Here is a 23,386-nt window from a genome sequence, read left to right on the forward strand (position 1 = left end):
GCCCGGCCATATCAGCGCCGCATCGCGTGGACGCGGATGAAGCCGGGCGGTCCATTGATCGGGTCTACCCCGGAATATTGGACAGCCGCTCGGATATGGACGTCACCAATCCGCACCACGGCTATGGACAGCACGATGCCGCAAAGCATTGCGATGAAGCAGATTGCCGGCAGCAGACGAAACAGCATCATTGATTCCATTGCTTTCCAAGCCTCGGCTTTTTGGGAGCCCGAACGGGGCGGTTCGCATGCCCGGTAAGGCAGGTCTCTTTCGAGATGATTGATCGAATTCAAAGCAGACGACTGTAGAGGTCGCGTGGAGAAATCGTCAGCGATCGATGGTCGGGAGTTAGACTTGCCCACGAACGTCCCCGCGCGAGATCAATCCCGGTCTCTTTCAAGAGCCGATAAATCCTCCGAGCGCACGCCTTATGGATGTTCGTGCTCCGGGGATGTGTCGCGAAGCGATATGAAGATGGCGACGGAAAGCAGCGCGATCATGATGCCGGCCAGCATCAAAACCGATCCATGCGCCGTGCCGAAGGCTGCCTGTGCCGCAGCCGCGATCTCCACGCCTCGGGCGCCGCCTACCGCACGTGCGACGGTCATCGCTTCGCCGATGGAATTCCAGGCCCCGTCCTTGGCCATGGATGGATCCGAAAACGACGATCTGTAGATCGAATTGACCAGGACGCCGAACAGGGTCACACCCAGGCCGCCGCCGAGCTCATAACCGCTGCTCTCCAGCGCGCCTGCTGCCCCGGCCTTTTCCTTCGGCGCGCCGCCCATGATCGCGATGGACGATGCCAGAAGGCCAATTCCGAGCGCAAGGCCGAGAATGGCCAGGAGACCGGCGACGATATAGGTATCCTGCGCCAAGTCGCAGAACGCGATCGCCAGCAGAGAGAATGCCGCCGATGCCATCGACAGCGAGGCGACGATGCGCAAACCGAAACGAGTGGCGAGCCTACTTCCCAAGGGGCCGCCGACGGCAGCGGCGATCACCAGCGGCAGCATGAAAATGCCTGCCTCGAGCGGTGTCTTGCCAAGGACGAACTGAAGCTCCTGCGCCAGAACGAGTTCGAAGCCGGCGAGCGAGGCGCTTGCGACGAAGGCCATCAGCAGGCCGATGCCGATCACCGGCTTGGATAATAGCGAAAGATCCAGCATCGGGTTGTCGGATGCCATCTGTATGCTGGCGAACCATGTGAGGAAGCCCAGGCCCGCGAGAAGCGGGATGAGGCAGAAGATGCTCGGCATCATTTTGAACCCGGACTTCACGCCGTAGACGGTCAGGATAAGTCCTGCGATGAGCAGCACCGCCTGCCCGGGTCTCCAGACGGCCTCGCTATTGCCCGGTGTGGCGGGAACGAGAAGCCAGACCAAGGGGATGACGATCATCATGATGGGAACGTTGATGAGGAAGACCGAGCCCCACCAGAAATGCTCGAGCAGCACGCCTCCGACGAGGGGGCCGATCGCTGCACCCGCCATGCCGACCACGCTCCAGACGCCGAGCGCGTTTGCGCGCTGAGCGTCGTCTTCGAATGTCTGGCGGATAACGGCAAGAATGCACGGCATGATCATCGAGGAGCCGATGCCGAGTACCGCTCGTGCGGCAATCAGCATGGCTGCGGTGGTCGAGAATGCCGCGACGATGGATGCGACGCCAAAGACTGCAAGCCCGACCAGGAGCATGCGCCGATAACCGATTCTGTCGGCAAGCGTGCCCATCGGGACAAGCATGCCCGCCATGACCAGCGGATAGACGTCGATGATCCACAACACCTCGGTTCCCGATGCGCCCAGGGCAAGGGTGAGGGTGGGAATGGCGACGTGGAGAACCGTCATGTCGACGACGACAGGCGTGAACGCCAGGATGACGGATGAAAGCACTAGCCACGGATTGGAGCGCATTGGACACCTGTAGGAAGGTTTGACGGACAGGCTGACGACATCACTGCGCGGCCTCTGAGACGGACTGGGCGGCTTCGCTTGCGCCGGGGTCGGCGACCGGTCGCTTCGTCCTCATCAGCTTCAGTACGAAGACAAAGAAGGCGGGGACGAAGAAGATCGCGAGGATCGTTCCCGAGATCATTCCTCCGAGGACGCCGGTTCCGATGGCGTTCTGGCTTGCCGCGCTGGGCCCGGTCGCGATCGCCAGCGGCACCACGCCCAGCGTGAAGGCAAGCGAGGTCATGATGATCGGCCGGAAGCGGACGCGTGCGGCCTCGACGGCGGATTCCAGCAGCGACTTGCCCTGGGCGTAGTAATCCTTGGCGAACTCGATGATCAGAATGGCATTCTTCGCCGACAGGCCGATGATCGCAATCAGGCCGACCTTGAAATAGATGTCGTTCGGTAGCCCGCGCAAGGACATGGCAAGGACGCAGCCGCCGATGCCAAGAGGCACCACCAGCATGACCGACAAGGGGATCGACCAGCTTTCGTAAAGGCCCGCCAGCAGCAGGAAGACGAAGAGGATGGAAAGGCCGAACAGGATAGGAGCCTGCGATCCCGACGCGATCTCCTCAAGCGACTGGCCGGACCATTCGAAACCGAATCCCTCCGGAAGCGTCGCCGCCAGGCGTTCCATCTCCTTGATGGCCGCACCCGATGACTGACCATGTGCGGCTTCGCCGGTAATGCGCATGGCGGGATAGCCATTATAGGCGACGATCTGCGGAGGGCCTTTCTGCCAGCGGGCAATGGCGAAGGAGGATAGCGGCACCATGCCGCCGCTTGAATTGCGGACGTTGAGCTTCATCAGGTCTTCGGACTGCATGCGGCTTCGTCCCTCGGCCTGGACGATCACGCGCTGCATCCGGCCCGCATTCGGATAGTCGTTGATATAGGACGATCCGAGATTGGCGCTGATGGCGTTGTTGATATCGGCGAATGAGACGCCAAAGGCATTGGCCTTGTCGCGGTCGATGACCAGCACGACCTGTGCCGCCTCGGCCATTCCCTCGGTTCGGACGTTGGTCACCACACTGCTGGCAGCAGCGCTGCTTATCAGTTGATCGCTCGCAGCCTTGAGCGCCTGCTGGCCCTTTCCGGCTCTGTCTTGAAGCCGGAATGAGAAACCATTGGTCGTCCCGAAACCATCGATAGCAGGCGGCGAGAGCGCAAAGGATGTCGCATCCTTGATCGCGAACAGCTTCTTGTTGACGCGGCCGGCGATCTCCTGGGCGCTATTGCCGTCACCGCGTGCGCTCCAGTCCTTGAGCGTCACGAAAGCGATGGCGGCATTGGGGCCGCTGCCGGAAAAGCTGTATCCCTGGATCGTGAAGATGTTTTCGACCGCCGGCTCCTGCCTGAAGATCGTCTCGACCTGCTTCAGCGACGCGACTGTCCGGTTGGCGCTGGCTTCGGCCGGGCCTTGCACGTCGGCAATCAGCGTGCCCTGGTCTTCGTCCGGAACGAACGCTGTCGGAAGGTTGATGAACAGGTAGCCGACGCCGACGAACAGCGCGACGTAGATCACCATCATCCGCAGCGAGCGCTTTGCAGCACCCGCAATGGATGCCGAATAGGCGGATGTCAGTCGCTCGAACTTGCGATTGAACCAGCCGCCGGGGCCTTTCTTCTCGTGATGGTTCGCGGAGACGGGCCTGAGGAAAGTGGCGCAAAGTGCCGGCGTCAGCGACAGGGCCAGGAAGGCCGAGAAGATGATCGAGACCACCATTGTCAGGCTGAACTGCCGATAGATAACGCCGGTGGCGCCGGGGAAGAAGGCCATGGGCACGAAGACGCAGGACAGGACGAGGGTAATGCCGAGGATCGCGCCGGTGATCTGCCCCATCGCCTTTTGGGTGGCTGCCTTTGGTGGCAGCCCTTCTTCCACCATGATGCGCTCAACGTTCTCGACCACGACGATGGCGTCGTCGACGAGAATGCCGATCGCGAGCACCATGGCAAACATGGTCAGCACGTTGATGGAGAAGCCGGTGGCGTACATCACCGCGCATGTTCCGAGCAGCGCGACCGGCACGACTAGGGTCGGTATGACCGTGTAGCGGAAATTCTGCAGGAAGACGAACATGACGATGAAGACAAGCACCATCGCCTCGATCAGGGTGTGAACGACCTTTTCGATGGAGGCGGTGACGAACGGGCTCGTGTCGTAGGGAATGGAATACTTCACGCCCTGGGGGAAGAACCGGGCCAGTTCGTCCATCTTTGCCTTGACGGCGTTCGACACCGCCACGGCGTTGCCCGTCGTCGATAGCTGGATCGCAAGGCCGGCGCTCGGCTGCCCGTTCAGGCGCGTCGCGAACGAATAGGCTTCGGCTCCGTTTTCGATGCGGGCGATATCGCGAAGCCTCACGGTCGAGCCGTCGGCATTGGCCCTCAGGATCACGTCGCCGAAGGCTTCGGGGCTGGAAAGCTGACCCTGAACGATGACGCTGGCCGTGATGTCCTGGGAAACGGGATTGGGCGACGCACCGATCTGCCCGGCCGCGACCTGGGCGTTCTGGGCCGTGATGGCGGCGTTGACATCCTCTGTCGTGAGCTTGAACCCGACCATTTTGTTGGGATCGATCCAGATGCGCAGCGCCCGCTGGGAGGCGAAGAGCTGCGCCCGGCCGACGCCCGGCAAGCGCCGAAGCTCACCCAGGATGTTGCGGTTGATATAGTCGCCAAGCGCGATCTCATCCATCTTGCCGTCGGTCGACGTCAGAGCGGCGATCAAGAGGAACCCTGAGCCCGCCTCGTCGACATCGATGCCCTGTGTCCTGACGGTCGCCGGGAGGCGGGCCTCGACCCGGCGGATGGCGTTTTGCACATCAACGGTCGCCTTGGCGATATCCGTGCCCGTCGCAAAGGTGGCGCTGATGCTGACCGATCCCGAGTTGTCGGATGTGGACTCGAAATATTTCAGGCCGGCGACGCCATTCAGCTCCTCCTCGATCTGTCGTGTGACGCCCTGATAGATCTCCTGCGGCGAGGCGCCAGGGTATGAAGTCGAGATCGAAATCTGCGGCGGCGCGACGTTCGGATATTGGGCGACCGGCAGGAACGGGATCGCGATGATGCCAGCGATCATGATGAATAGGGCGAAAACCCATGCGAGGACGGGGCGCCTGATGAAGAACTGTGCCATTGGATACCTAGTTTGCCGCCTGCTCGGGGCCTTGTTCCTTTTGTGTGGCGACCCATGGTTCGGCCACGACCTTGCTGCCCGGCTGGATCTTGTGGACACCGTCCACAACGACCGTCTCGCCATTCTTCAGTCCGGTATCGACGCTCCATTCGGCATCGAGCGCCTGGCCGAGTACGACGTCGCGGGCTTCGGCTTTGCCGTCTGCGCCGATGACAAAGACCTGCGGCTTGCCTTCCGCCGTCCGGGTGACGGCACGTTGCGGGATGGTGATCCCGTCCTTGCGGATCGCCTGCTCGATACGCACGCGGACATACATGCCGGGCAGCAGGTCGCCGCCGGTATTCGGAAATTCCGCCCTCAACGTGACTTGGCCCGTATTGGGATCAACCCCGGCATTGGAGAAGAGAAGCTTGCCGGGTAGCGGATAAACGTCGCCGCCGTCGAAGACCAGTTCGACCCGTGCCTGGCTCCGGCCGGAGCTCTCCAGTTTGCCCTGGGAAACGGCTCTTTTCAGCGCAAGGAGATCCTGTGCCGACTGGGTAAAATCGGCGTAGACCGGATCGATCTGCTGGATCAGGGCCAGATTGGAGGATCCGTCAGCTGTGACCAGCGACCCCTCGGTCACCAGCGCCGCCCCAATGACCCCGGTGATCGGAGCGCGTACCTCGGTATAGTCGAGATTGATCCTTGCTTCTTCGAGCGTTGCTTCCGCCAGCGCCACATCGGCATCGGCCTGGGCCAGATTGACGCTCGCCGTATCGAAATCGACACCTGTCGCGACGTTCTGTTTGCGGAGCGCGCGCTGCCGTTCCAGTTGCTGCCGTGCATTTGCCTGCGTTGCCTTTGCGCGCTGCAGGGAAGCCTCGGCGCTTTGAACCCTCACTCGAAAGAGGCGGGGATCGATGCGATAGAGGACGTCGCCCTGCTTCACCAGGCTGCCCTGCTCGAAGACCCGTTCCTGCAGGATTCCCGAGACGCGCGCCCGGACTTCGGACACGCGCGTGGCGGCGATGCGGCCCGGAAGCTCGTTTGCGACGGGAATTGGATGGGCGACAAGCTTGATGACACCGACCGCTGGCGCCGGCACTTCCGCGCTTTCCTGTGCATGGGCAATTCCGGCCGTCGAGGCGAGAAGAAGCCAGGCGAGGAGATAGGCCCTCGGGCGCGTCGGTCTAGGGGTAGTCCGCATGGATGCATGTCCTGGTTACCCGCCGTCAAGGCGAGATCAAAAGAAGGGAAATGCATGGGCTCGGCCGGAGCTTGCCGGGATACAGCCCATGCTTGTTGCCGCATACGATATGACCTGCAGATTGTTGCGCTTCTGTTTGCTATATGTGGAGGTTGTGTGGAGGCGGACGATTGAATATTGACTGCCGGGCCGGCTCAGCCTTTCCTGATGGAAAGGGGGTGCGAATGGAAAATGCGCTTATTTTGATCATCGAAGACGAGCCGGAGATCTCCGATATTCTGGAGCGCTATTTCGCGCGCGAAGGCTTCCGGATTCTGACGGCCTCCGACGGCGAGATCGGTCTTGCTCATCATCAGCGTTTGAGGCCGGATCTCGTGGTCCTCGACGTCAAATTGCCGAAAGTCGATGGTTACGCCGTCCTCGCGACGATCCGTCAGCGCGGAGATACGCCTGTCATCATGGTGACGGCCCTTGCCGAAGACTTCGATAAGCTTCACGGCCTGCGCTCGGGCGCGGACGACTATGTCGTCAAGCCTTTCAACCCCGCCGAGGTCGTCGCACGGGCACGCGCGATCCTCAGGCGTGCCACGGGAAGCGGCCTGACGAACAAGGTTTTGCGCGTCGGCCGGCTTTCCGTCGATCCGATGGCTCATGTCGCCTATGTCGACCTTCAGGACGGCCGCGCGGCGCTGCCCTTGACCCTTACCGAATTCCGCATTCTCGAATATATGGCGGGCTCCCCGAACCGGGCTTTCGAGCGCGGCGAGATCGTCGATGCCTGTCTTCCCGAAGGAGACGCATTGGACCGCACGGTCGACAGCCATATCAGCAAGCTGCGCAAAAAGCTGGAGGCGGCCGGCGTCGGCAATCTTCTGAACGGTGTCAGAGGGATAGGCTACCGCCTTGGCGAGTTTGGTTAGGAACAGTCTCAACCGGCAGATCGTCTGGTCGACCACGATAGTCGCGTTCGTGTCGCTTTCGGTGATGTTCTTCGGCTTCCTGATCTATGGCTGGGTCTGGGATTGGCTTTTTCCCGACCCCAGTGCGTCGGAAGATTGGGCGCCGACCGACTTCGTGGTGCTGGCCATCAATGTCGCGATCGGTCAGGCCGTGGGCGCCTATGTCGGCTGGCGGCTTGCCCGGCGGCTCGTCAAACCGCTCGTCGCGGTGACGCAGGCCGCCCGCACGATCGCCGAAGGTGACTTTACCGGCCGTGCCACCGGGCAGGGAACCTTCGGCGAAGCCGACCGCCTGATCGAGGATTTCAACCAGATGGCGGAGAAGCTGCAGAAGGCCGAAAAGGAGCTGCAATACTCGAATTCGGCCATCGCCCACGAATTGCGGACACCTCTCACCATCCTGCGCGGCCGCATGCAGGGGCTTGCGGATGGCGTCTATGAGCCGAGCCAGGACGTCTTCCGCGGATTGATCGGTCACATCGACGCGCTGACCCGTATTGTTGATGATCTGAAGACGCTGTCGCTGATGAATGCCGGGCGGATGGAACTCGATTGCACGCGGTTCGATCTGGCCGCCGAGGTCGCCGACGTCATAAGCTCGGCGGCACCAACTCTTGCCGATTGCAGGATCGAGGTCGAAACCAGTCTCGAGCGCGTCATCCTCAGCGCCGACCGGGCTCGCATCCGACAGGCGGTCCTGGCCCTCATCGATAATGTTGGTCGCTATGCTCCCGGATCGAAGCTGGAAGCAGTGGTGAAAGTGGCGGGCGACGCGTGTCTGATATCGATTTCCGACAATGGGCCGGGAATGACGGGCGTGGAGCGTGAATATGCGTTCGAGCGCTTCTGGCGGGCCGACGATGCGCGCACGCGAAAGACCGGCGGATCGGGTCTCGGACTTTCCGTCGTCGAAGCCATCGCCGAAGCGCATGGCGGGCGGGCCGCGATCGAGCGGCGAACCGGAGGTGGCACGAAAGTCACCGTCACGATCCCGCGCGCCTGATACCGGATCGCGCTTCGTCGCTGCGTGTGTGAGCCAATGCCGGCGCGCGCATGAGATCGGCATCCCCCATCGGCCTCTCGATGCAGGCCGAATAGTCACAAATCTTTGATATCGAGCCGTGCGCTGTTTGGAACCGGTCTCTGTGGAATTGGTTATATTACCAATGGACTCAAGGGAGGACCGTCATGCCAAGTTCACTATCATACGCCGCCAGCGCAATCCTGCTGTTTGGTGTTACCGTCGCGTCTGCCTATCCCGCTTCGGCGATTTCGCGCATCAGTTCGACCACGCAAACCTGTGCGGCGCTGCGTCAGACGATCAACCGCGAGGGAGCTGTTATCGTGACGCATCCTGGAACGCGGCAGTCCGGCACGCTCTATGACCGTTATGTGCGCGACAGTGACTATTGCGACTCCGGCGATGTCGCGACTGACGATTGGGTGCCGGCGAAAGATGGAAGTTGCCGTCTCTCCAATTGCCAGACCTATGAGCCGCCTTTTGATAATTGAGGTGTGATGGCTTCCGCCAACGGTAAGAAATGCCGGAATTCGCACCTGCAAGGGCGCCGGGAAGGGTGTCCAATGAGGCTCGAAGATTCTTCTTGTAATATAGTCTGTGCACAGATAATCTGTGTATAGATTAAATCGCTCATCGAGCAAGAAGGATGGAGCCAAGGCAATGTGGACCAATGAATACACCGCCATTTCCCCCCTCCCGGCAAGAGCTATCTGGAACGCACTCAAGGCTGTGCACGAAGGCCGTCTGACCTATGAAGGCGCCGATACCTTCGTGCTGCACGGACCATTTGCCAAGGGCACGCGGGTGTCGGTCACTCCCATGGGGCAGAACACGTTCGAAGCCACCATTGTCGACCTTGTAGAGAATGTGACCTATGCCGACGAGACGTCCTTCGGCGATACGACATTGCTGTTCCGGCATACGTTGACGCCGGTTGAAGGTGGCACGCAAGTGACCCACCGCCTCGAGATCTCCGGCCCCTCGGCCGGCGAAGTAGGACCGGAACTCGGACCGCAGATCAGCGGCGACTTCGACGTCACGATGACCAGGCTGTTCGAAAAGGCGAAGGAGTTTGAGCATCTTGGTTGATGGAGAGCATTTGAATACGCGTTTTAAAGAGGGACCATCCCACAGCCCTGGACTGTTGCTGTGGCGAACGACCATGCGCTGGCAGCGCGCCATGACGGCGGCGCTGGCCCCGCTTGACCTGACACATGTTCAGTTCGTGCTGTTGGCCTCGGCGATGTGGCTCGGTCGTCATGGCGAGCCCCCCAATCAGGTGCAACTTGCCGCTCAGGCGGGCACTGACGTGAAGATGACTTCGGACGTGATTGCCCGGCTTGAGGCCAAAGGGCTGGTTGCACGAGAGGCCGATCCCAAGGACTCCCGCGCCAAGGTCATTCGCATCACCGAGGCCGGAGCGGCATCGGCACAGCGTGCCATTGTCGCCGTCGAGAGTGCGGATGCGGCTTTCTTTGAGCCGGTGGACGACGCGAAACTTGTCGCTATGCTGCAACAGCTTGCGGGCGACATTCGCTGACGATCGGGATTGCCGTCGCAAGAGGAGGTCGAATTGCCCGGAGACGACCATCGCTATGTGGAAATGACAACGCGTCTCAGATCGTTGCGGTCGTTTTGCGACTTCCTGGCGAATGGCGGAGTGGTTCGGATCGCACAGGCGGACGGGTCGCCATTCGAGGACGTGACTGCAATCCAGCTGCAGCGAAGCAGCCAGGAAGCCGAAGCCCTGGCGCGGATGCGAAGAAAGCTTTTTCCCGAGCTTGCCGACGAAGAGGTCTCGCCCAGCCTTTACAGCAGCAACCCAGAATGATCGCAGGAGATTGTATGAAGGCCGTGCTGCAGCCGGCTATCTCTTCGTGAGCACTGCCCGACATGGCAAGCGGACTAAAAATCAGAGGCGTCGTCCCTCGGCCGCGGCGCCGCCGAACTTCAGTCCGTCGACAAGCAGGCTCAGCATTCGATCGAGATACGCCTCGCCGGCCGGCTCCGACACGGCCATGGACAGGTAGGCGATCGTGCGCAGCAGGTCGCCCGGCTCGACATCCCCCCGAACGTCTCCGTGTGCAGCTGCGGCCTTCAACAGGGATGCAAGCGCAGGCTCGAAATTGGAGCGGAAATATGCAGGCAGAGCGTCGTAGGCGGGATCACCGGAATGCAGGGCTGCGACAAGCCCCTTCTTGGCGGCCAGGAACCCTGTAAATCGCTTCAACCAGCGTGCCAGCGCCTCGCCGGGTGGATGCGCCGCCGCAAGGACGGCGGCCTGCTCGGTACAGGCGTCAACTTCCCGGCGGAAGACGGCCAGGATCAAGTCGGACCGTTTCGGGAAACGACGATAGAGCGTTGCAATGCCCACGCCCGCCCTCGACGCGATCTCGCGCACCGGAGCATCGACCCCCGAAGTCACGAACACCTCCTTCGCCGCCTGCAGAAGGATGTCCTCGTTCTGCCTGGCGTCCGCCCGCAGGCGACGTTTGGTGCCGGCACTCTTTTCCCTGTCGCCTCGCGAGTCCATCGAAAGTATACATGCCCTTGATAAGCGGATCAATGTTCCGTATATGCCTATATATGGATCGTTGATCCACTTAATTGCAATACTCAGTTCCATGCTTTCAAACAAGACACATCATCCAAAAGGACTGTTTCCATGCAGGAAAAGATGATCGCTCTGGTCACCGGAGCAAATCAGGGTCTCGGTCGGCAGATCGCCAGTGAGCTTGTCGCCAATGGCTACGTCGTCCTTGTCGGGTCGCGGGATTTCGAAAGGGGCAGGGAAGCTGCCGAAAGCATCGGCGCCGACGCCCATGCCATCCAGCTCGACGTGACGGATGCCGCAAGCATTGCCACCGCCGTCGACCGCATTTGGTCCGAGTTCGGCCATCTCGACCTTCTCGTCAACAATGCCGCCATTTCCAATGCCGGAAGACCGGGCCGGTCGCTTGAGGAGAATATGGCGGCGAGCCGGGCCAGCGTCGCATCGATCGACGAAATGCGGACCGTCTGGGAGACGAACGTCTTTGCGGTTCTGGCCCTTACTCAGGCAATGCTGCCGCTCCTTCGCGCGGCGCCGTCCGCTCGCATCCTCAATGTCTCGAGCGGCGTAGGGTCGCTGACGCTGAATGCGGACCCGAGCTTCCAGTACCGGGCCGGCTTCGGTGTCATCTATGCAGCCTCGAAGACCGCTCTCAATGCCGTCACGCTGTCGCTTGCCATTGATCTGGAACCCGAGGGAATCAAGGTTTATGCGGCAAGCCCGGGCTTCACGGCCACGGCGCTGAACAACTTCCAGGGCACGGATACGGTGGAAGTCGGGGCGCGCAACCTTGTCCGCGCGGCCCTCGACACTGAGAGCCCGACCGGGACCTTCACCGGCCCGAGCGGCATTCTTCCATGGTGACCGAAAGGCCACCAGGAATGCACTCCCACGCGATGCTGTGATTCCTTGCGAATATCCGTAAGATAGGGCAGGTGCCCGATTTTATCGGGCCACCCTCTCGGTCGGATCATAGGCCTGACAATCCGGTTCAGCCTGACTGTTCTTCTTCCGCCAGCATTCGGATGAAGTCAGTCATGATCCTCTGGCGGGTTTCTTCCCGTCTCGCAGTCTGGATGCGATGGTAGATCGAAAAGAGGCGGCCGCGGCTGAGCTTGTCAAAGACGCTCTTCGCCGCGGCATTCTCTGCCAGCATCGACAAGAATGCTTCGGGAAATTGCATGGTTGCTCCACTGGCATAGGCGGCATCCCAACGGCCGTCCGACTTGGCCGCAAGGACGGCCTGAAGTCCAGGGTCACGCATCTTTCCTTCGATGATGAGTTTCTCGGCATGCGCACAATTGATCTTCGACCAGCCTGACTTCGCCTGGCGCGGTGTGAACCGTTGAAGCCAAGATGCCTCGTCATGGCTCTTCTTGATTCCATCGATCCATCCCCATGCCAGTGCGGCGACGACGGCTTCCGACCAGGACATCGATATGGTCCCGGAGCCCTTCTTGAAAAGCCTGACCCAGACCTCGGATGATTGCGAGTGGTTGCTGACCAGCCAGGCATCGAAGGCGGCGGCATTCGGAAACGCCTGAACTTTGCTGAAATCGACATCCATGACGGTGCTCGAAACCCTGATAATTGGTGATCCGATCTTGTAGCAGCGACCTACTGACAGTTTCTGTCAGCTATGCAGGTGTTCATGTCGCAAAACCTGGTGTTTCGGATAAAAGCGCCTGGGTTTTGCGTGGGCATTGATACCAGAAGAAGATGCTGAAGCGGCTTCTTGGCGCGATACGCAGCTAAGCAAGTCCAACCGGAAAGCTGCCTGCCGAAGTTAGCCCAGGGCCGATGGCGTGGCGCCTCTGCTCAGCGCTTGATGAACGGCAGCGAAATGCAACATTCACAGCCGGTTCAGCGCGCCAATGTCATTTAGTCACCAGAAAGAGCTTACTTCCTCACCCAGGCTCTGACGGAGTAGACGATGAAAAAGATCATTCTCTCGACACTTGCCACTGTGGTTGCGACCGGCAGCATCCTGACGTCCTATGGGACGGCTAATGCCCGTGACTATCGTGAGCACCGCCACGGCGACAGAGGGGCTGCCATCGTTGGCGGGTTGGCCGCAGGTATCATCGGCGGGCTGGTCGCCGGCGCTCTCATCAAGGACAGGGATCGTCCGCAGTATGATGATGATGCAGACTATCGCTACACCAGGGCCCCTCGCTACGAAGGCAATGTCGGTTATCGCGATTACGGCAGCTCGCGCTACCGTTACAGCAACGGTCCGCGTTACGAGGACGACTCCGACTATCGCGCTTTTGACGGCTCGGACTATCGTTATGATGGTGGATGGCGTTGATATCGACGATTTCGTCGGCCGGGGTACTATAAGGGCAAGCTGATTAGAGGTGGATCAAGCCTCAGCTGAGCTTCTCAGGAATGAAGCCGCCGGTCTGGCGTCGCCACAGATGGGCAAACAAGCCATCTTGATCAACCAGTTCGTCCGGCCTGCCTTCCTCCACGACCTGGCCCTTATCAAGCACGATTATTCGATCCATCTTGGCAATGGTGGACAGGCGATGCGCGATGGCAATCACCGTCTTTCCTTCCATAATCACGTTGAGTTTCTCCTGAATAGCGGCTTCCGACTCACTGTCGAGAGCTGAGGTTGCCTCGTCGAGCACAAGGATCGGCGCGTTCTTCAGAAGCGCGCGGGCAATCGCCACGCGCTGCCGCTGGCCACCTGAGAGCTTGATGCCGCGGTCCCCAACGAAGGCATCGTAACCCTTGCGGCCGTCGCTATCCGAAAGGTCGGCGATGAATGCATCGGCCTTTGCCGTGATCGCCGCTTGTTCGATCTCATCCTGAGTCGCTTCTGGCCGGCCGTAACGGATGTTGTCGCCGACCGAGCGGTGCAGCAACGCGACATCCTGGGCGATGACACCGATGGCGCGGCGAAGGCTTGCCTGCGTGACCACCCGAATATCCTGGCCGTCGATGAGGATCGAACCATCTCCAATGTCATAGAAGCGCAGGAGCAGGTTTACGAGCGTCGTCTTGCCGGCTCCGGAAAGGCCGACGAGCCCGACCTTCTCACCTGGCAGAACCGTCAACGACAACCCGGCGATAACGGGTTTGCCCGTCTTGTAACCGAAATGGACGTCTTCGAAGCGGATCTCACCGCTCTCGACCTTGAGATCAGCAGCGTCCGGTCGGTCCGTAATGGTGGGTGGCGTTGTCATCACAGGCATTGCGTCCTTGATCGTGCCAACCGCCTGGTACATCTGCTGACCCATCTGCAGGAACGTGAAGATCTGTGCCGATAGCCGGTTCAGGATATAGATGGCACCGACGAACTCGCCGATGGAGAGGAACCCGTTGATGAGCCCCGAAAAGCCTATCGCGAGCATCGCCAGCCACAACGCCGTGTTCAGGACCACGACGGTCAGTTCCGATGTCCGATAGATGCGTTGTTCGCTTTGCTGCGTCTGGACGGATTTTTGGATGATGCGGCGGATCGCGCCGGCCTCGCTGTCTTCAGCCGCAAACTGCTTGATCATCTGCATATTGGTGTAGAGATCTGTGATGGCGCCGGCGACGAGGCTGCGCTGCTTGGCCGTGCGGCGGGAGAGCTCGACAAAGCTGGGAACCACCTTGAACGTGAACGCCACATTGAGTGCGATCCAGATAACGACAGGCAAGGCAAGTTGCCAGGACAGCGCGCTCAGAAGGACAACCGAGCCAACCAACTGAAATAGGAAGCGGGGGATGGACTGGAACGACGCAATGATCTGCTGCTGGACGGCGGAGGCGACCTGCTGCAACCGCGAGGCGACCTGCCCGGCATAGAGGTCGTGGAAGAAGGCCAGATCCTGCCGCTCCACCGCCTTATGGCCCTGCCACTGGATAGCGGCCGGCATGCCAATGCCGAGCGTATGTGATGTGAGCGTATTCAGCAGAAATGAGGCGATTGGCATGGCCGGAAAGATCAACAAGCCGAGAAAGGCGAGTAGAGGCCACTCATTGCGCAGGAAGGCTGAAGCGCCTTGTTGCGTGACGCCATCGACAATGACCGAAAGCCCCCAGACGATGGTCAGGTTGATGGCCTCCATCGCCACGGAAGAAAGTGCGAGCCCAATCAACACCCCGCGAAACATGGATATGAAATGCAGAAGGACAGCGACCGGTCCCTTCGATGGCAGCGGCCGGTAGGGGATATCGAGCGGCCGGATCAGTTTTTCGAAGGGACGGTATATGGCGTCTGAAATCGACATGGCTCGCTCGTGTTCTAAATGGAAAGGAGGGCGAGGGACTCATTTACACGGGCTCAGATAGGAACATCTTCCGGCTGCAATCACAATTGATACACCCTGGGCTATGTCAGAAATGCGGCGGTAGGCATGCCAAGCACTCAAGCGCCGGATTTGGGAGTATCCGTGGGAGGGCGACCGAGGTGGGGGCGGGGCGGTCTTAATAAAAGGGAGCAGAGCAGCGAGAGTGATGGCCCTGTAAGGTTCTCATAATGTTGGACCTTCAATCGGATGCAACTTTTCATGAAGGAGTTGTGAAAATGCATTCGATCGCATTGGCGAGTTGCTTGACGAGAGCGCGCGTTAGGCCATCAGCCGCGAGGCACAGGTCTGTTCTGACGGCGATGTCAATCTTGATAATCACAAGCGGTTGCAGCTCAGTTCCGCTAAAGGAAGGGGGCATGCTTACCTCCTACAGCAAGCTTGGCGCTCCTAAAGGCAAGTTTTCGAAATCCAGGACTTATCTGGACAGCGTGAAATTGAAGGAGATCAAAACAGTCGCCATCTGGCCAACGACCATGACGTTTTCGGCCGGAAACAGGATTCAAAATTCAGGCGACAGGCTGTTGGTCTCAAACGCTATAGATCGTGCCATCTGTTTCACCATGAGCGAAAAGTATAAGATTGTCCCCGTCGGCGCATCTCCCGATCTGACAATAAAATCGGTCATTACCGATATCGTGCCGACCCAGCCGACGGTCGCCGGTGCAGCCAAAGCGATCTCGATCGGCAGTTCAATTGCGTTGCCTGTTCAGATCCCACGTCTTCCCTTTGGGCTTGGTGGATTGGCGGTCGAAGCCGAGGCGCTCGACGACAACGGCGTTCAGCGCGCCGCGATCGTGTGGTCTCGCGGCGCGAATTCCTTCTCCAACGAGGCGCGCGTATCAAAGGTAGGGGACGCATACGATCTGGCGGCGTCATTTGGAACCGAGTTTTCCAGGATGGTCATCGCCGGCAAAGAACCTGGCACCCTCAATATTCACCTACCTTCCATCTACGAAATTCGCACCGGCCTTGGTGGGAGACCCGGATCGCCGCTCTGTGAAAATTACGGGCGCTCTCCCGGCCTATTGGGCGCAGTCGGCGCGTCCTTCGGAGCGCCGCCCTCCTGGACGGACAAGGGCTCTCCCATAAGCAATTCCCCAGGCGTTGCGTCTTCCTCGGTCTCGGGCGTTGTGACGTCGAACTGACAGCCGCGGGCATAACGACGGCTGTAACCGTCAGATTACCGTAAGGTTCGCGTCGCATCCAAAACTGGGACGTTGAACTGAATGTAGATTATTGAGGTATCATCATGCGTTATTGGCTTACCCTGGCTCTTACTGTGGGACTTGGTCTCTGGCTCGCAAGCTGCCAGTCTTCCGTGGATGGCGATCGCTGCGCCGGATATGGTTTTGAACGTGACACGACAGCCTTCGCCGTTTGCAAACAGCGGATTGACCTTGCACGCGAGCATCGAATGGAGAGATCCATTGAAGCGCCGAATTATGACTATTAACGAATGATCCGTTCGATAGCGGGCTCAAGCTGCCTCCTCGTGACGGATCGACGGTAACTTTGTTCAGGAGTGACTGTCGATGCCCGCAAAACTGCTACAAGGCAGCCTGTCGCCAAATGCGCCCAGGTTCTAGTTAAGGCAAAAAATGCACATCCTAATCGTTGAAGATGATCTTGAGTTGGCGTCGTCTCTCAAAGTCATGATGGAGACCTCCATTGGGGTGACAGATACATTCACGACGATTGCCGAGGCGGAGGCTGCACTACTTGCCTTTAAGTTTGACCTGGTGATCATAGACCGCCACCTTCCCGATGGTGATGGCGTTTCCCTATTACCCATCCTGCGTCAGTTGCGTCCGCGGCCTGCGACGCTGATCCTTACGGCCCTGGATGATCCGTTTGATATTGTCGCGGCATTGGACAAGGGCGCTGACGAATATATCGGCAAGCCTTTCGAACCGATGGAGCTCGTCGCGCGAGCAAGGGCTGTTCTGCGTCGCTACAACCTGGACGAAACGGGATGTACGCAGTTTGGAAATCTGGTCTTCGATCTCAATCATCGATCGGCGATGATCGGCGAAGCCGTCTTGAACATTCCGAGACGTGAACTGGGCATTCTCGAAGCGTTGATGAGGAGGGCTGGGCGCGTGGTCCAGCGCGATACGCTGGAGGCCTCCACATACAGCCTCGATGATGAAATAGAATCGAACGTGATAGAATCTCACGTCTCCCGCCTGCGTCGCCGATTGCGCGAGGCCAATTGTGACGTGAACATTCGCACCATCCGCGGGATCGGCTACATGCTGGTGCAAGAATGAAGTGGCCATCTCGCTCGATCGCATTTCCGGTTGCCAGTCTGCTGGTCGTCGGCATGTTTGTCGTCATGGTGTTGAGCACGGTTCTGACGCTGGGTGTCTTTTTGAGCACGAATACTCAGTCCGGCCAACGCGTTAGCGCGGACGCGTTCAGCAAGCTCATTCGATCCAGTATGGACCACGACAGCAACGGACGGCTGCGTCTGGCCCCAAAAGGGATCTCAGCGACGATTATGGGTTTTGCCGAGGCCGAGCCTTCTTTCTGGTATTTGATGAGTGACGGGCAAGAGACGGTATCTCATGGCGCAATCCCCGTGTCGGTCGACGCAATCATCAATGCGGCTCCTTCGGAAATCTTCGCTTCGGAGTTTTACTATACCTCTGGCGGGGAACGCTATCTCGGACTGAGGCTGGTAGACGACCGAAATCCGAAAGCAGTTGTCGCCGTTGGCGGCCTTTCACTTTCCTATGCTCAGACCATATTTGTGGCGCTCTGGTCCGTCTGGCCCCAGGGCCTGTATCATTTGCTGGGTCTCGTGCTGATTACGACCGCAACGATCGCGGCGGTCATCGTAAAGCGCACGATTGCGGCGCCCGTCAGGAAGGTTGTTGATTCGGCAGAACGGATTGACGGTCTTCCGAACGGTCGCAGGATTCCCGATGGCGATACACCAGCCGAGCTCAGACCCATGGTCGCGGCGTTTAACACCGCACTCATGAGGATCGATAATGCGTTCGAAGCGCAGCGGAACTTCCTTGCAAGTGCGTCCCATGAATTGAGGACGCCCCTGACCAAGCTGCGTATAAAGCTTGATTTGGTGAAGGATGCCGAAGTCAGGGAAATGTTGATCCGCGACGTCACACGTCTCGCCTCGATCGTGACGACATCGCTACAGCTTGCCCGTTTATCCGGGCAATCCCTGGCTTTTACCTCAGTCGACCTGACAACGATCGTCCGCTCGGCCATCGCGGATCACGTGCCGAGAGCGATCAAGCAGGGTCTCGAAATCGAGTTGCGCGCTCCGGAGGCTGAGGTCATCGTTTCCGGATCGGAGGCAGCCATACGTGTTGCGCTCGATAATCTGATTTCCAATGCCGTACACCACGCTCAACGCGCTGACACAATCATTGTCGAGGTCCTTGATACCCTCATGTTGAAGGTCATAGACCACGGCCCTGGAGTTCCAGCCGCGGAACGAGATGCTGTGCTGCGCCCCTTTACCCGGGGCATAAACACTATGTCTGACGGCACAGGAATGGGATTGGCAATTGTGGCTCAAGTCATTCATGCTCACGGCGGATCCGTTCTTCTCGAAGAAACTCCGGGTGGGGGATTGACGGTATGTCTGGTTTTTTCACCACATTGATAACTTGCGGCACCCACATCGGAATTTGCTGCATTTAAGCTGAGTGAACACCTCCACAGGCTAAAGCCGTGACTTCGGAAATTAAGATGCACGGAGGTGAGGGGCGTTCGTAAGGATGATACTACGCCCCCTTCCAGGCGATTGTCGCCTCGGCGCCTACCGTCCTTATCGCGGGGCGCGCAAGCCGGCAGTTCTCCCCTTGCTACAGGTAGGGGCAATCTCCTCATCAGACTGCCAACCAGCAGCGGTCGGGTCGCACAGGGCCTGTCTCTCGCCGGCGGCTGAATGAAGTCCGCCAAAGCTTAGCTTATGGCGGAGTTGGCCACCAACGATCGAAAAACTCCCGTAACCCATGGAATATACGTCAGAATTCGCACCGATAAGCGTCGTGTCGGGACACAGACGAGGCGCCACCAACGGAGCGCCCGGCGTCCTCACCGCAGATCAGACTGCGGTAACATTCAATACCTAACAGATGCGAGCACCGGGCCAGACGAATGTCTCGGACCCAAGGTTGGCGGCTCTGATCACTCGCTTAGCGAAAGAATGACGGAGCTGCGATCCAAGTTGCGAGGGTCGCAACACGCGTGGAGAAGCTGAATGAATTACCTCGAATCCATAGTGAGTATCGCGGCGCGATATTTTCTCTCGGCTATCATAATTGGGGCACTCGTAGGTGGGCCAATCGCCATATTGATATTCAAACATGACTCCAGCGCCTTAATCTCGCAATTGGGTAGCTCCGAGGTTACAACGCTATCTCACAGCGCATCTGTCTCTGGAATTTGACAGGCTTGCTTGATATCCATCTCGCGGTTGAGTTGCAATATCGCGCAGCGGCAGGCCGGGATTCGCAATGGCAATCCTCACAACGAGTTGCCAAGGCGTCGTTTTGTCAGCGTTCGTTCGATCCTGCTGAGGATGTGTTGTACAGATCTGGAATGCGTGAGAAAGCGATGGTTTGCAAGCGTGTTCCATGGCCAAAATGGGAGGTGATACAGCGCCTCTTCCAGTCGATGATAGGCAGCAACCCGTCTTGCGCGCGGAAGGCCCGTCCGTGAGCCTCCACGGCCAAATCAGCTGTTTTGCGAAGGATCAAGCACTCGAGTGTCGATTTTAACATGCGTCGACGCCAGGACGCAGGAGGGGAGGGCTTCAAGTTGGTGGATCGAGCAAACGTTGCACCACTCAATCAAGAAAACGGGTTCGCCGAATCTGGGCGAAAAGTAGCCAAGAAGCCCGGCTTTCCAAGCAATTCCACCGATCAAAGACGATCAACGTACCGGTTTTGCAGCCTGAAATCCGTAACTATCGATACTTGGTACTTATCGATGGTTAGAACATCAACCAAACGCTGTATGGCTAATGGAAGTCATAGGCAATTTCGATTCATCATGGCGAAAGAATAACGTTAATTCATATGGTTAATGGAGTGAAAATTGGGAAATTTCACCGTACGTGGGGCGCATTCGGTGTCGATTTCAGTCACCGATTGCAATTGCAGCGCTTAGCTGAAATTCGGATACGTCTTCGTGCGCCAAATCTCGTCAGGAGTAGGGGACGTCGGCTCCTGGAGGGACCCGCGGAACCCCAATTCACCTTCCATGCAATGCATCGCACACATAAGCACCGCCCCGCAGAAATTCGGGAATATCCAAGGCCTGCCCGCTTTTGCAATTCCAAGCCGAAAGTGAAATCCTTAGCTGAAATCAAGGCCCATTTTAGCCGCTAAACCCAACCCGCTCATGACATTTTGACGTTTGCAATCGGGAACTGAAAGCGACACCCCTACTGCTTTTCGATATCTTCAGCATTTTCAGATGCTTGTGCGGATATTGGTGGGGTTAATCTTCGACTCCGAGTCACAAACAATCGAGAGGGAGGGGTTGGCGGTTCGAATCCTTTCAAGACCACGTCGGTTCACCGGTTTCATCAGATGGTGACGTCGAATTCGATCGGCGAGTTTAATCGGCTTTGCCCCTCATTTCTGGAGTTCAATGGATGTCCGCTGCGCCGTTAGAAGCGTCATAGTTTTTGGCATTGCGGCGGTGGGCCGAATATCCGGCTTCTTGGAGAACAATCGCTGTCAATGAGCCGGCAAGCGAACGGTTGCCGAACTATCATGGATACGTGCCTCGGGCTTCGCATAGAAAGCGATGCGCCAGTGGAGCGCCTTGCATGCGCGCCTCAGATACCGGCATACCATTCATAACCACGATCCTCCCAGAATCCGCCATTACCGCCCCAGAGATCGCTGAACCGGTCGCGTATCTCGATGCGCATGACATATTTGGCATGCTTGTAGCCGAGATGGCGCTCGACGCGCAGGCGTAAAGGTGCGCCGTGTTCGACTGCCAGATCCTTGCCGTTCAGCGAATAGGCAAGGATCGATTGCGGGTGGAAGGCATCGATCAGGTCGATACTCTCATAATAGCGGCCGCTGCCGTCGAGCGTTTGTTCGAGTTCGTCGGCACAGTAGAAGACGGCATAACGCGCACCCGGTTTCAAGCCGGCACTCTGCAGGATCAGCCCGAGCGGCACGCCCTGCCATTTGCCAATGGCACTCCAGCCTTCGACACAGTCGTGGCGCGTGATCTGTGTGCGGGACGGTAGCTTCTTCAGGTCCGCCAGTGACAATTCCATCGGTCTGTTGACCAGGCCATCGATCTTGAGCCGCCAGTCGACGAAGTTCGTTTGCGCCATTTGGACATATTCGGCGCTACCGGGTTGGGTCGATCCGTTCGGGTGGAAGCTCGGCGAGATATCGGCCTCCGTATATTCCGGCGCAAGCGCCTGCGGCGAGACGATCAGTCGCTGGGTGCCCATGGTCAGACGCTCTGCCATGGCCAGAACCTGCTGGACGTGCTGGTTCTGCACGACGTCATCGCAGCCCGTGAGACCAATGGCGCCAAGCCCGGCTGCGGAGCCAATGAGGAAGCGGCGGCGGGTAAAGATCGAATTCATCGCTTTGTCTCCTCGTTGGCGATGGCATAACGGCCGGTCACCATCGAACGCATGTTGTTCCAGAGGCCGGAGAGGATAACCATTGCCACATGGACAATGACGAACAGCACCAGGCTCCAGGCGGTGATGAAATGGATGGCGCGGGCCGATTGGCGGCCACCAAAGATGTCGAGCAGGAAGGGATAGCCGGCATCGATGGCAGGCGACATTGTCAGCCCCGAGCCGATCATCAGCGGCAACAGGATGAAAATGACGATGAGATAGGTCAGCTTCTGCAGCGCGTTGTAGCGCCGCGCCTTCTCGCCTTTCGGAAAGCGCAAGCGAGCATGGTCCTTGATCTCGTGCCAGATGTTGCGTGGCGCAACATCTTCTGCCGTCGGCAGCAGATCGCGGCGGAAATGGCCACCAATCAGGCTGTAGAGGACATAAACAAGACCGTTTATGACGAACAGCCAGGCAAAGAAAAAGTGCCAGCGACGGCCGGTTGCCAGATCCTGAAAGCTCGGAATGGTCGCCCAGGCGGGAAAGGCGCGCGGCGTCATTTCGCCGTCGACCATGGAGGCGCCAAGAACGCCTGTTGTCGTAATCGACAGGCTACCTATACGCAGTCGGCCGACAATATTGTCGCCGTCCTGGTCGCTTGCAATCTCGAACCATGACGGGTCTTCGACGGCGCCATAGTTACCCCAATGCAGCTGCGGATCGGCATTGAAAATCTGCATGCCGCTCATCAGCAGCAGGGTCAGACAGAGGACGTTGATCCAGTGGGTGATCCGGGTCAGAACCGAATGCCGCCGGATGAAGATTTTTGCCGGGCGCGGCGGCGGCGCGGTGCCGATCTGCTCTATGCTGGCCATGTTCGTTACCCCGATGATGCTGCCTGGAAACAGCTCGTTCGATTAAGATCAGTCGGCGCGATTTTTTTGCGCGCTGACTGCCCGACCGCTATTTGCGGTCGGGCAGTCTTGCAGTCTTTAGAGCAGATCACATCGGCGGGACGACGCCGTTGATGCCGACCAAGACGCGGTCGGATTCGACCATGTTGTCGCCCGTCGTCGTACCGTTGATGATGACGCCGGCGCCCGGCTTGATATCGTCCTTGGTGGCTTTGCCAAAGGTGACGACAGGCGTGCCCGGCGGGATGGAAATCTTCTTCTCTCCACCCTTGTAGGTCAGTGACAGGGTCGGACCGTTGACCGAAGTCACGGCGCTCGCAACCGTCGCATTGGTCATCGAGCTCTTCGGCTTCAGATCCCAGCCGTAGTCGCCTTCGCCGGTGCCTTTCATGGCGGCCGGGAAGATCAGCACTTCAAGTGCGCCATTGACGCCGCTATCCGTCGGCACCGAAGCGATGCCGACGAAATCGCCAGGCTTGATGTCCGTGACGGAGGCATTGACGATCCCGTTGACCACCCAACCAGACTTCAGCATGATCGTGACGTCTTTACCTTCGCGCGACTTGACCACCAGCGTATCGCCGTTGAGGCTTTCCACAACGCCCCGAACACGGGCCATATCGGCAGCGTGGGCAGACACTGCGGCCAGTGTGCCAAGGGCAATTGCTACGCCGATGATCTTCATTTTTGATAGCGACATTCTGCTCTCCATATCTTTCATCGTTTGGTCTGTGATCCCCGCTCGGCCGACGGGCACGG

At 58.9% G+C, this 23,386-nt stretch carries 21 protein-coding genes; 11 read left to right on the forward strand and 10 right to left on the reverse strand.

Features of this window, described 5'->3' with window-relative positions:
- Positions 1–11: 11 nt before the first annotated feature.
- The 4 genes from BSK43_RS14440 to BSK43_RS14455 all read right to left on the reverse strand — a co-directional run bounded on the left by BSK43_RS14440 (position 12) and on the right by BSK43_RS14455 (position 6,295).
- Positions 12–191, reverse strand: coding sequence for a hypothetical protein (locus BSK43_RS14440; RefSeq protein WP_136686931.1), 180 nt, complete (start codon positions 189–191; stop codon positions 12–14).
- A 237-nt stretch (positions 192–428) separates the two neighbouring features.
- Positions 429–1,916 carry an MFS transporter gene (locus BSK43_RS14445; protein WP_077470982.1) on the reverse strand — a complete coding sequence of 496 codons (1,488 nt, stop codon included), beginning with the start codon at positions 1,914–1,916 and terminating at the stop codon, positions 429–431.
- A gap of 40 nt (positions 1,917–1,956) precedes the next feature.
- Positions 1,957–5,106, reverse strand: coding sequence for an efflux RND transporter permease subunit (locus BSK43_RS14450; RefSeq protein WP_077470981.1), 3,150 nt, complete (start codon positions 5,104–5,106; stop codon positions 1,957–1,959).
- Positions 5,107–5,113: 7 nt separating this feature from the next.
- The gene (locus BSK43_RS14455) at positions 5,114–6,295 is read right to left on the reverse strand and encodes an efflux RND transporter periplasmic adaptor subunit (protein WP_077470980.1); all 1,182 of its coding nucleotides are present in this window, start codon (positions 6,293–6,295) and stop codon (positions 5,114–5,116) included.
- Positions 6,296–6,519: 224 nt separating this feature from the next.
- On the opposite strand from BSK43_RS14455, the gene BSK43_RS14460 reads away from it, so the two are divergent.
- The 6 genes from BSK43_RS14460 (at position 6,520) to BSK43_RS14485 (ending at position 10,106) form a co-directional block, all read left to right on the forward strand.
- Positions 6,520–7,215: a response regulator gene (locus BSK43_RS14460; RefSeq protein WP_136686933.1), complete on the forward strand. Its 696-nt coding sequence runs from the start codon at positions 6,520–6,522 to the stop codon at positions 7,213–7,215.
- On the forward strand, positions 7,199–8,257 hold the full coding sequence (locus BSK43_RS14465) for a HAMP domain-containing sensor histidine kinase (protein WP_068394696.1): 1,059 nt from the start codon (positions 7,199–7,201) through the stop codon (positions 8,255–8,257). The genes BSK43_RS14460 and BSK43_RS14465 overlap by 17 nt, the downstream gene beginning before the upstream one ends.
- 185 nt (positions 8,258–8,442) lie before the next feature.
- A complete protein-coding gene (locus BSK43_RS14470; RefSeq protein WP_077470978.1) occupies positions 8,443–8,766 on the forward strand; it encodes a hypothetical protein in 324 nt (107 codons plus the stop codon).
- A 169-nt stretch (positions 8,767–8,935) separates the two neighbouring features.
- Positions 8,936–9,364 carry a polyketide cyclase gene (locus tag BSK43_RS14475; protein ID WP_077470977.1) on the forward strand — a complete coding sequence of 143 codons (429 nt, stop codon included), beginning with the start codon at positions 8,936–8,938 and terminating at the stop codon, positions 9,362–9,364.
- Between the two features lie 10 nt (positions 9,365–9,374).
- Entirely contained in the window at positions 9,375–9,815 is a 441-nt protein-coding gene (locus BSK43_RS14480; RefSeq protein WP_246662581.1) for a MarR family transcriptional regulator, read from the forward strand.
- A 33-nt stretch (positions 9,816–9,848) separates the two neighbouring features.
- Positions 9,849–10,106: a hypothetical protein gene (locus BSK43_RS14485; RefSeq protein ID WP_077470976.1), complete on the forward strand. Its 258-nt coding sequence runs from the start codon at positions 9,849–9,851 to the stop codon at positions 10,104–10,106.
- Between the two features lie 81 nt (positions 10,107–10,187).
- Here BSK43_RS14485 and BSK43_RS14490 read toward each other — a convergent pair whose 3' ends face one another.
- Positions 10,188–10,808, reverse strand: a complete 621-nt coding sequence (locus tag BSK43_RS14490) for a TetR/AcrR family transcriptional regulator (RefSeq protein WP_077470975.1) — start codon at positions 10,806–10,808, stop codon at positions 10,188–10,190.
- Between the two features lie 132 nt (positions 10,809–10,940).
- Between BSK43_RS14490 and BSK43_RS14495 the strand changes: the two genes are divergently transcribed.
- A complete protein-coding gene (locus BSK43_RS14495) occupies positions 10,941–11,690 on the forward strand; it encodes an SDR family NAD(P)-dependent oxidoreductase (RefSeq protein WP_077470974.1) in 750 nt (249 codons plus the stop codon).
- A gap of 127 nt (positions 11,691–11,817) precedes the next feature.
- On the opposite strand, the gene BSK43_RS14500 is transcribed toward BSK43_RS14495, so the two are convergent.
- The gene (locus BSK43_RS14500) at positions 11,818–12,393 is read right to left on the reverse strand and encodes a YdeI/OmpD-associated family protein (RefSeq protein WP_077470973.1); all 576 of its coding nucleotides are present in this window, start codon (positions 12,391–12,393) and stop codon (positions 11,818–11,820) included.
- 366 nt (positions 12,394–12,759) lie between these two features.
- On the opposite strand from BSK43_RS14500, the gene BSK43_RS14505 reads away from it, so the two are divergent.
- On the forward strand, positions 12,760–13,137 hold the full coding sequence (locus BSK43_RS14505; RefSeq protein WP_077470972.1) for a hypothetical protein: 378 nt from the start codon (positions 12,760–12,762) through the stop codon (positions 13,135–13,137).
- Between the two features lie 61 nt (positions 13,138–13,198).
- On the opposite strand, the gene BSK43_RS14510 is transcribed toward BSK43_RS14505, so the two are convergent.
- On the reverse strand, positions 13,199–15,052 hold the full coding sequence (locus tag BSK43_RS14510) for an ABC transporter ATP-binding protein (RefSeq protein WP_077470971.1): 1,854 nt from the start codon (positions 15,050–15,052) through the stop codon (positions 13,199–13,201).
- A 296-nt stretch (positions 15,053–15,348) separates the two neighbouring features.
- Between BSK43_RS14510 and BSK43_RS14515 the strand changes: the two genes are divergently transcribed.
- The 3 genes from BSK43_RS14515 to BSK43_RS14525 all read left to right on the forward strand — a co-directional run bounded on the left by BSK43_RS14515 (position 15,349) and on the right by BSK43_RS14525 (position 18,767).
- On the forward strand, positions 15,349–16,278 hold the full coding sequence (locus tag BSK43_RS14515; RefSeq protein WP_077470970.1) for a DUF3313 domain-containing protein: 930 nt from the start codon (positions 15,349–15,351) through the stop codon (positions 16,276–16,278).
- Between the two features lie 453 nt (positions 16,279–16,731).
- Complete coding sequence (locus BSK43_RS14520; protein WP_077470969.1) at positions 16,732–17,403, forward strand: response regulator transcription factor; 672 nt, start codon at positions 16,732–16,734, stop codon at positions 17,401–17,403.
- Positions 17,400–18,767: a HAMP domain-containing sensor histidine kinase gene (locus tag BSK43_RS14525; RefSeq protein WP_077470968.1), complete on the forward strand. Its 1,368-nt coding sequence runs from the start codon at positions 17,400–17,402 to the stop codon at positions 18,765–18,767. The genes BSK43_RS14520 and BSK43_RS14525 overlap by 4 nt, the downstream gene beginning before the upstream one ends.
- A 2,187-nt stretch (positions 18,768–20,954) precedes the next feature.
- On the opposite strand, the gene BSK43_RS14530 is transcribed toward BSK43_RS14525, so the two are convergent.
- The 3 genes from BSK43_RS14530 to BSK43_RS14540 form a co-directional block, all read right to left on the reverse strand.
- The gene (locus tag BSK43_RS14530) at positions 20,955–21,731 is read right to left on the reverse strand and encodes a molybdopterin-dependent oxidoreductase (RefSeq protein WP_077470966.1); all 777 of its coding nucleotides are present in this window, start codon (positions 21,729–21,731) and stop codon (positions 20,955–20,957) included.
- Positions 21,728–22,588 (reverse strand): cytochrome b/b6 domain-containing protein, encoded by an 861-nt coding sequence (locus tag BSK43_RS14535; protein WP_077470965.1) that lies wholly within the window; start codon positions 22,586–22,588, stop codon positions 21,728–21,730. Before BSK43_RS14535 ends, BSK43_RS14530 begins: the two co-directional genes overlap by 4 nt.
- A gap of 127 nt (positions 22,589–22,715) precedes the next feature.
- A complete protein-coding gene (locus tag BSK43_RS14540) occupies positions 22,716–23,327 on the reverse strand; it encodes a hypothetical protein (RefSeq protein ID WP_077470964.1) in 612 nt (203 codons plus the stop codon).
- Positions 23,328–23,386 lie beyond the last annotated feature (59 nt).

Source organism: Rhizobium sp. P44RR-XXIV (assembly GCF_001999485.2).
In the GTDB taxonomy this organism is placed as follows: Bacteria; Pseudomonadota; Alphaproteobacteria; order Rhizobiales; family Rhizobiaceae; genus Rhizobium.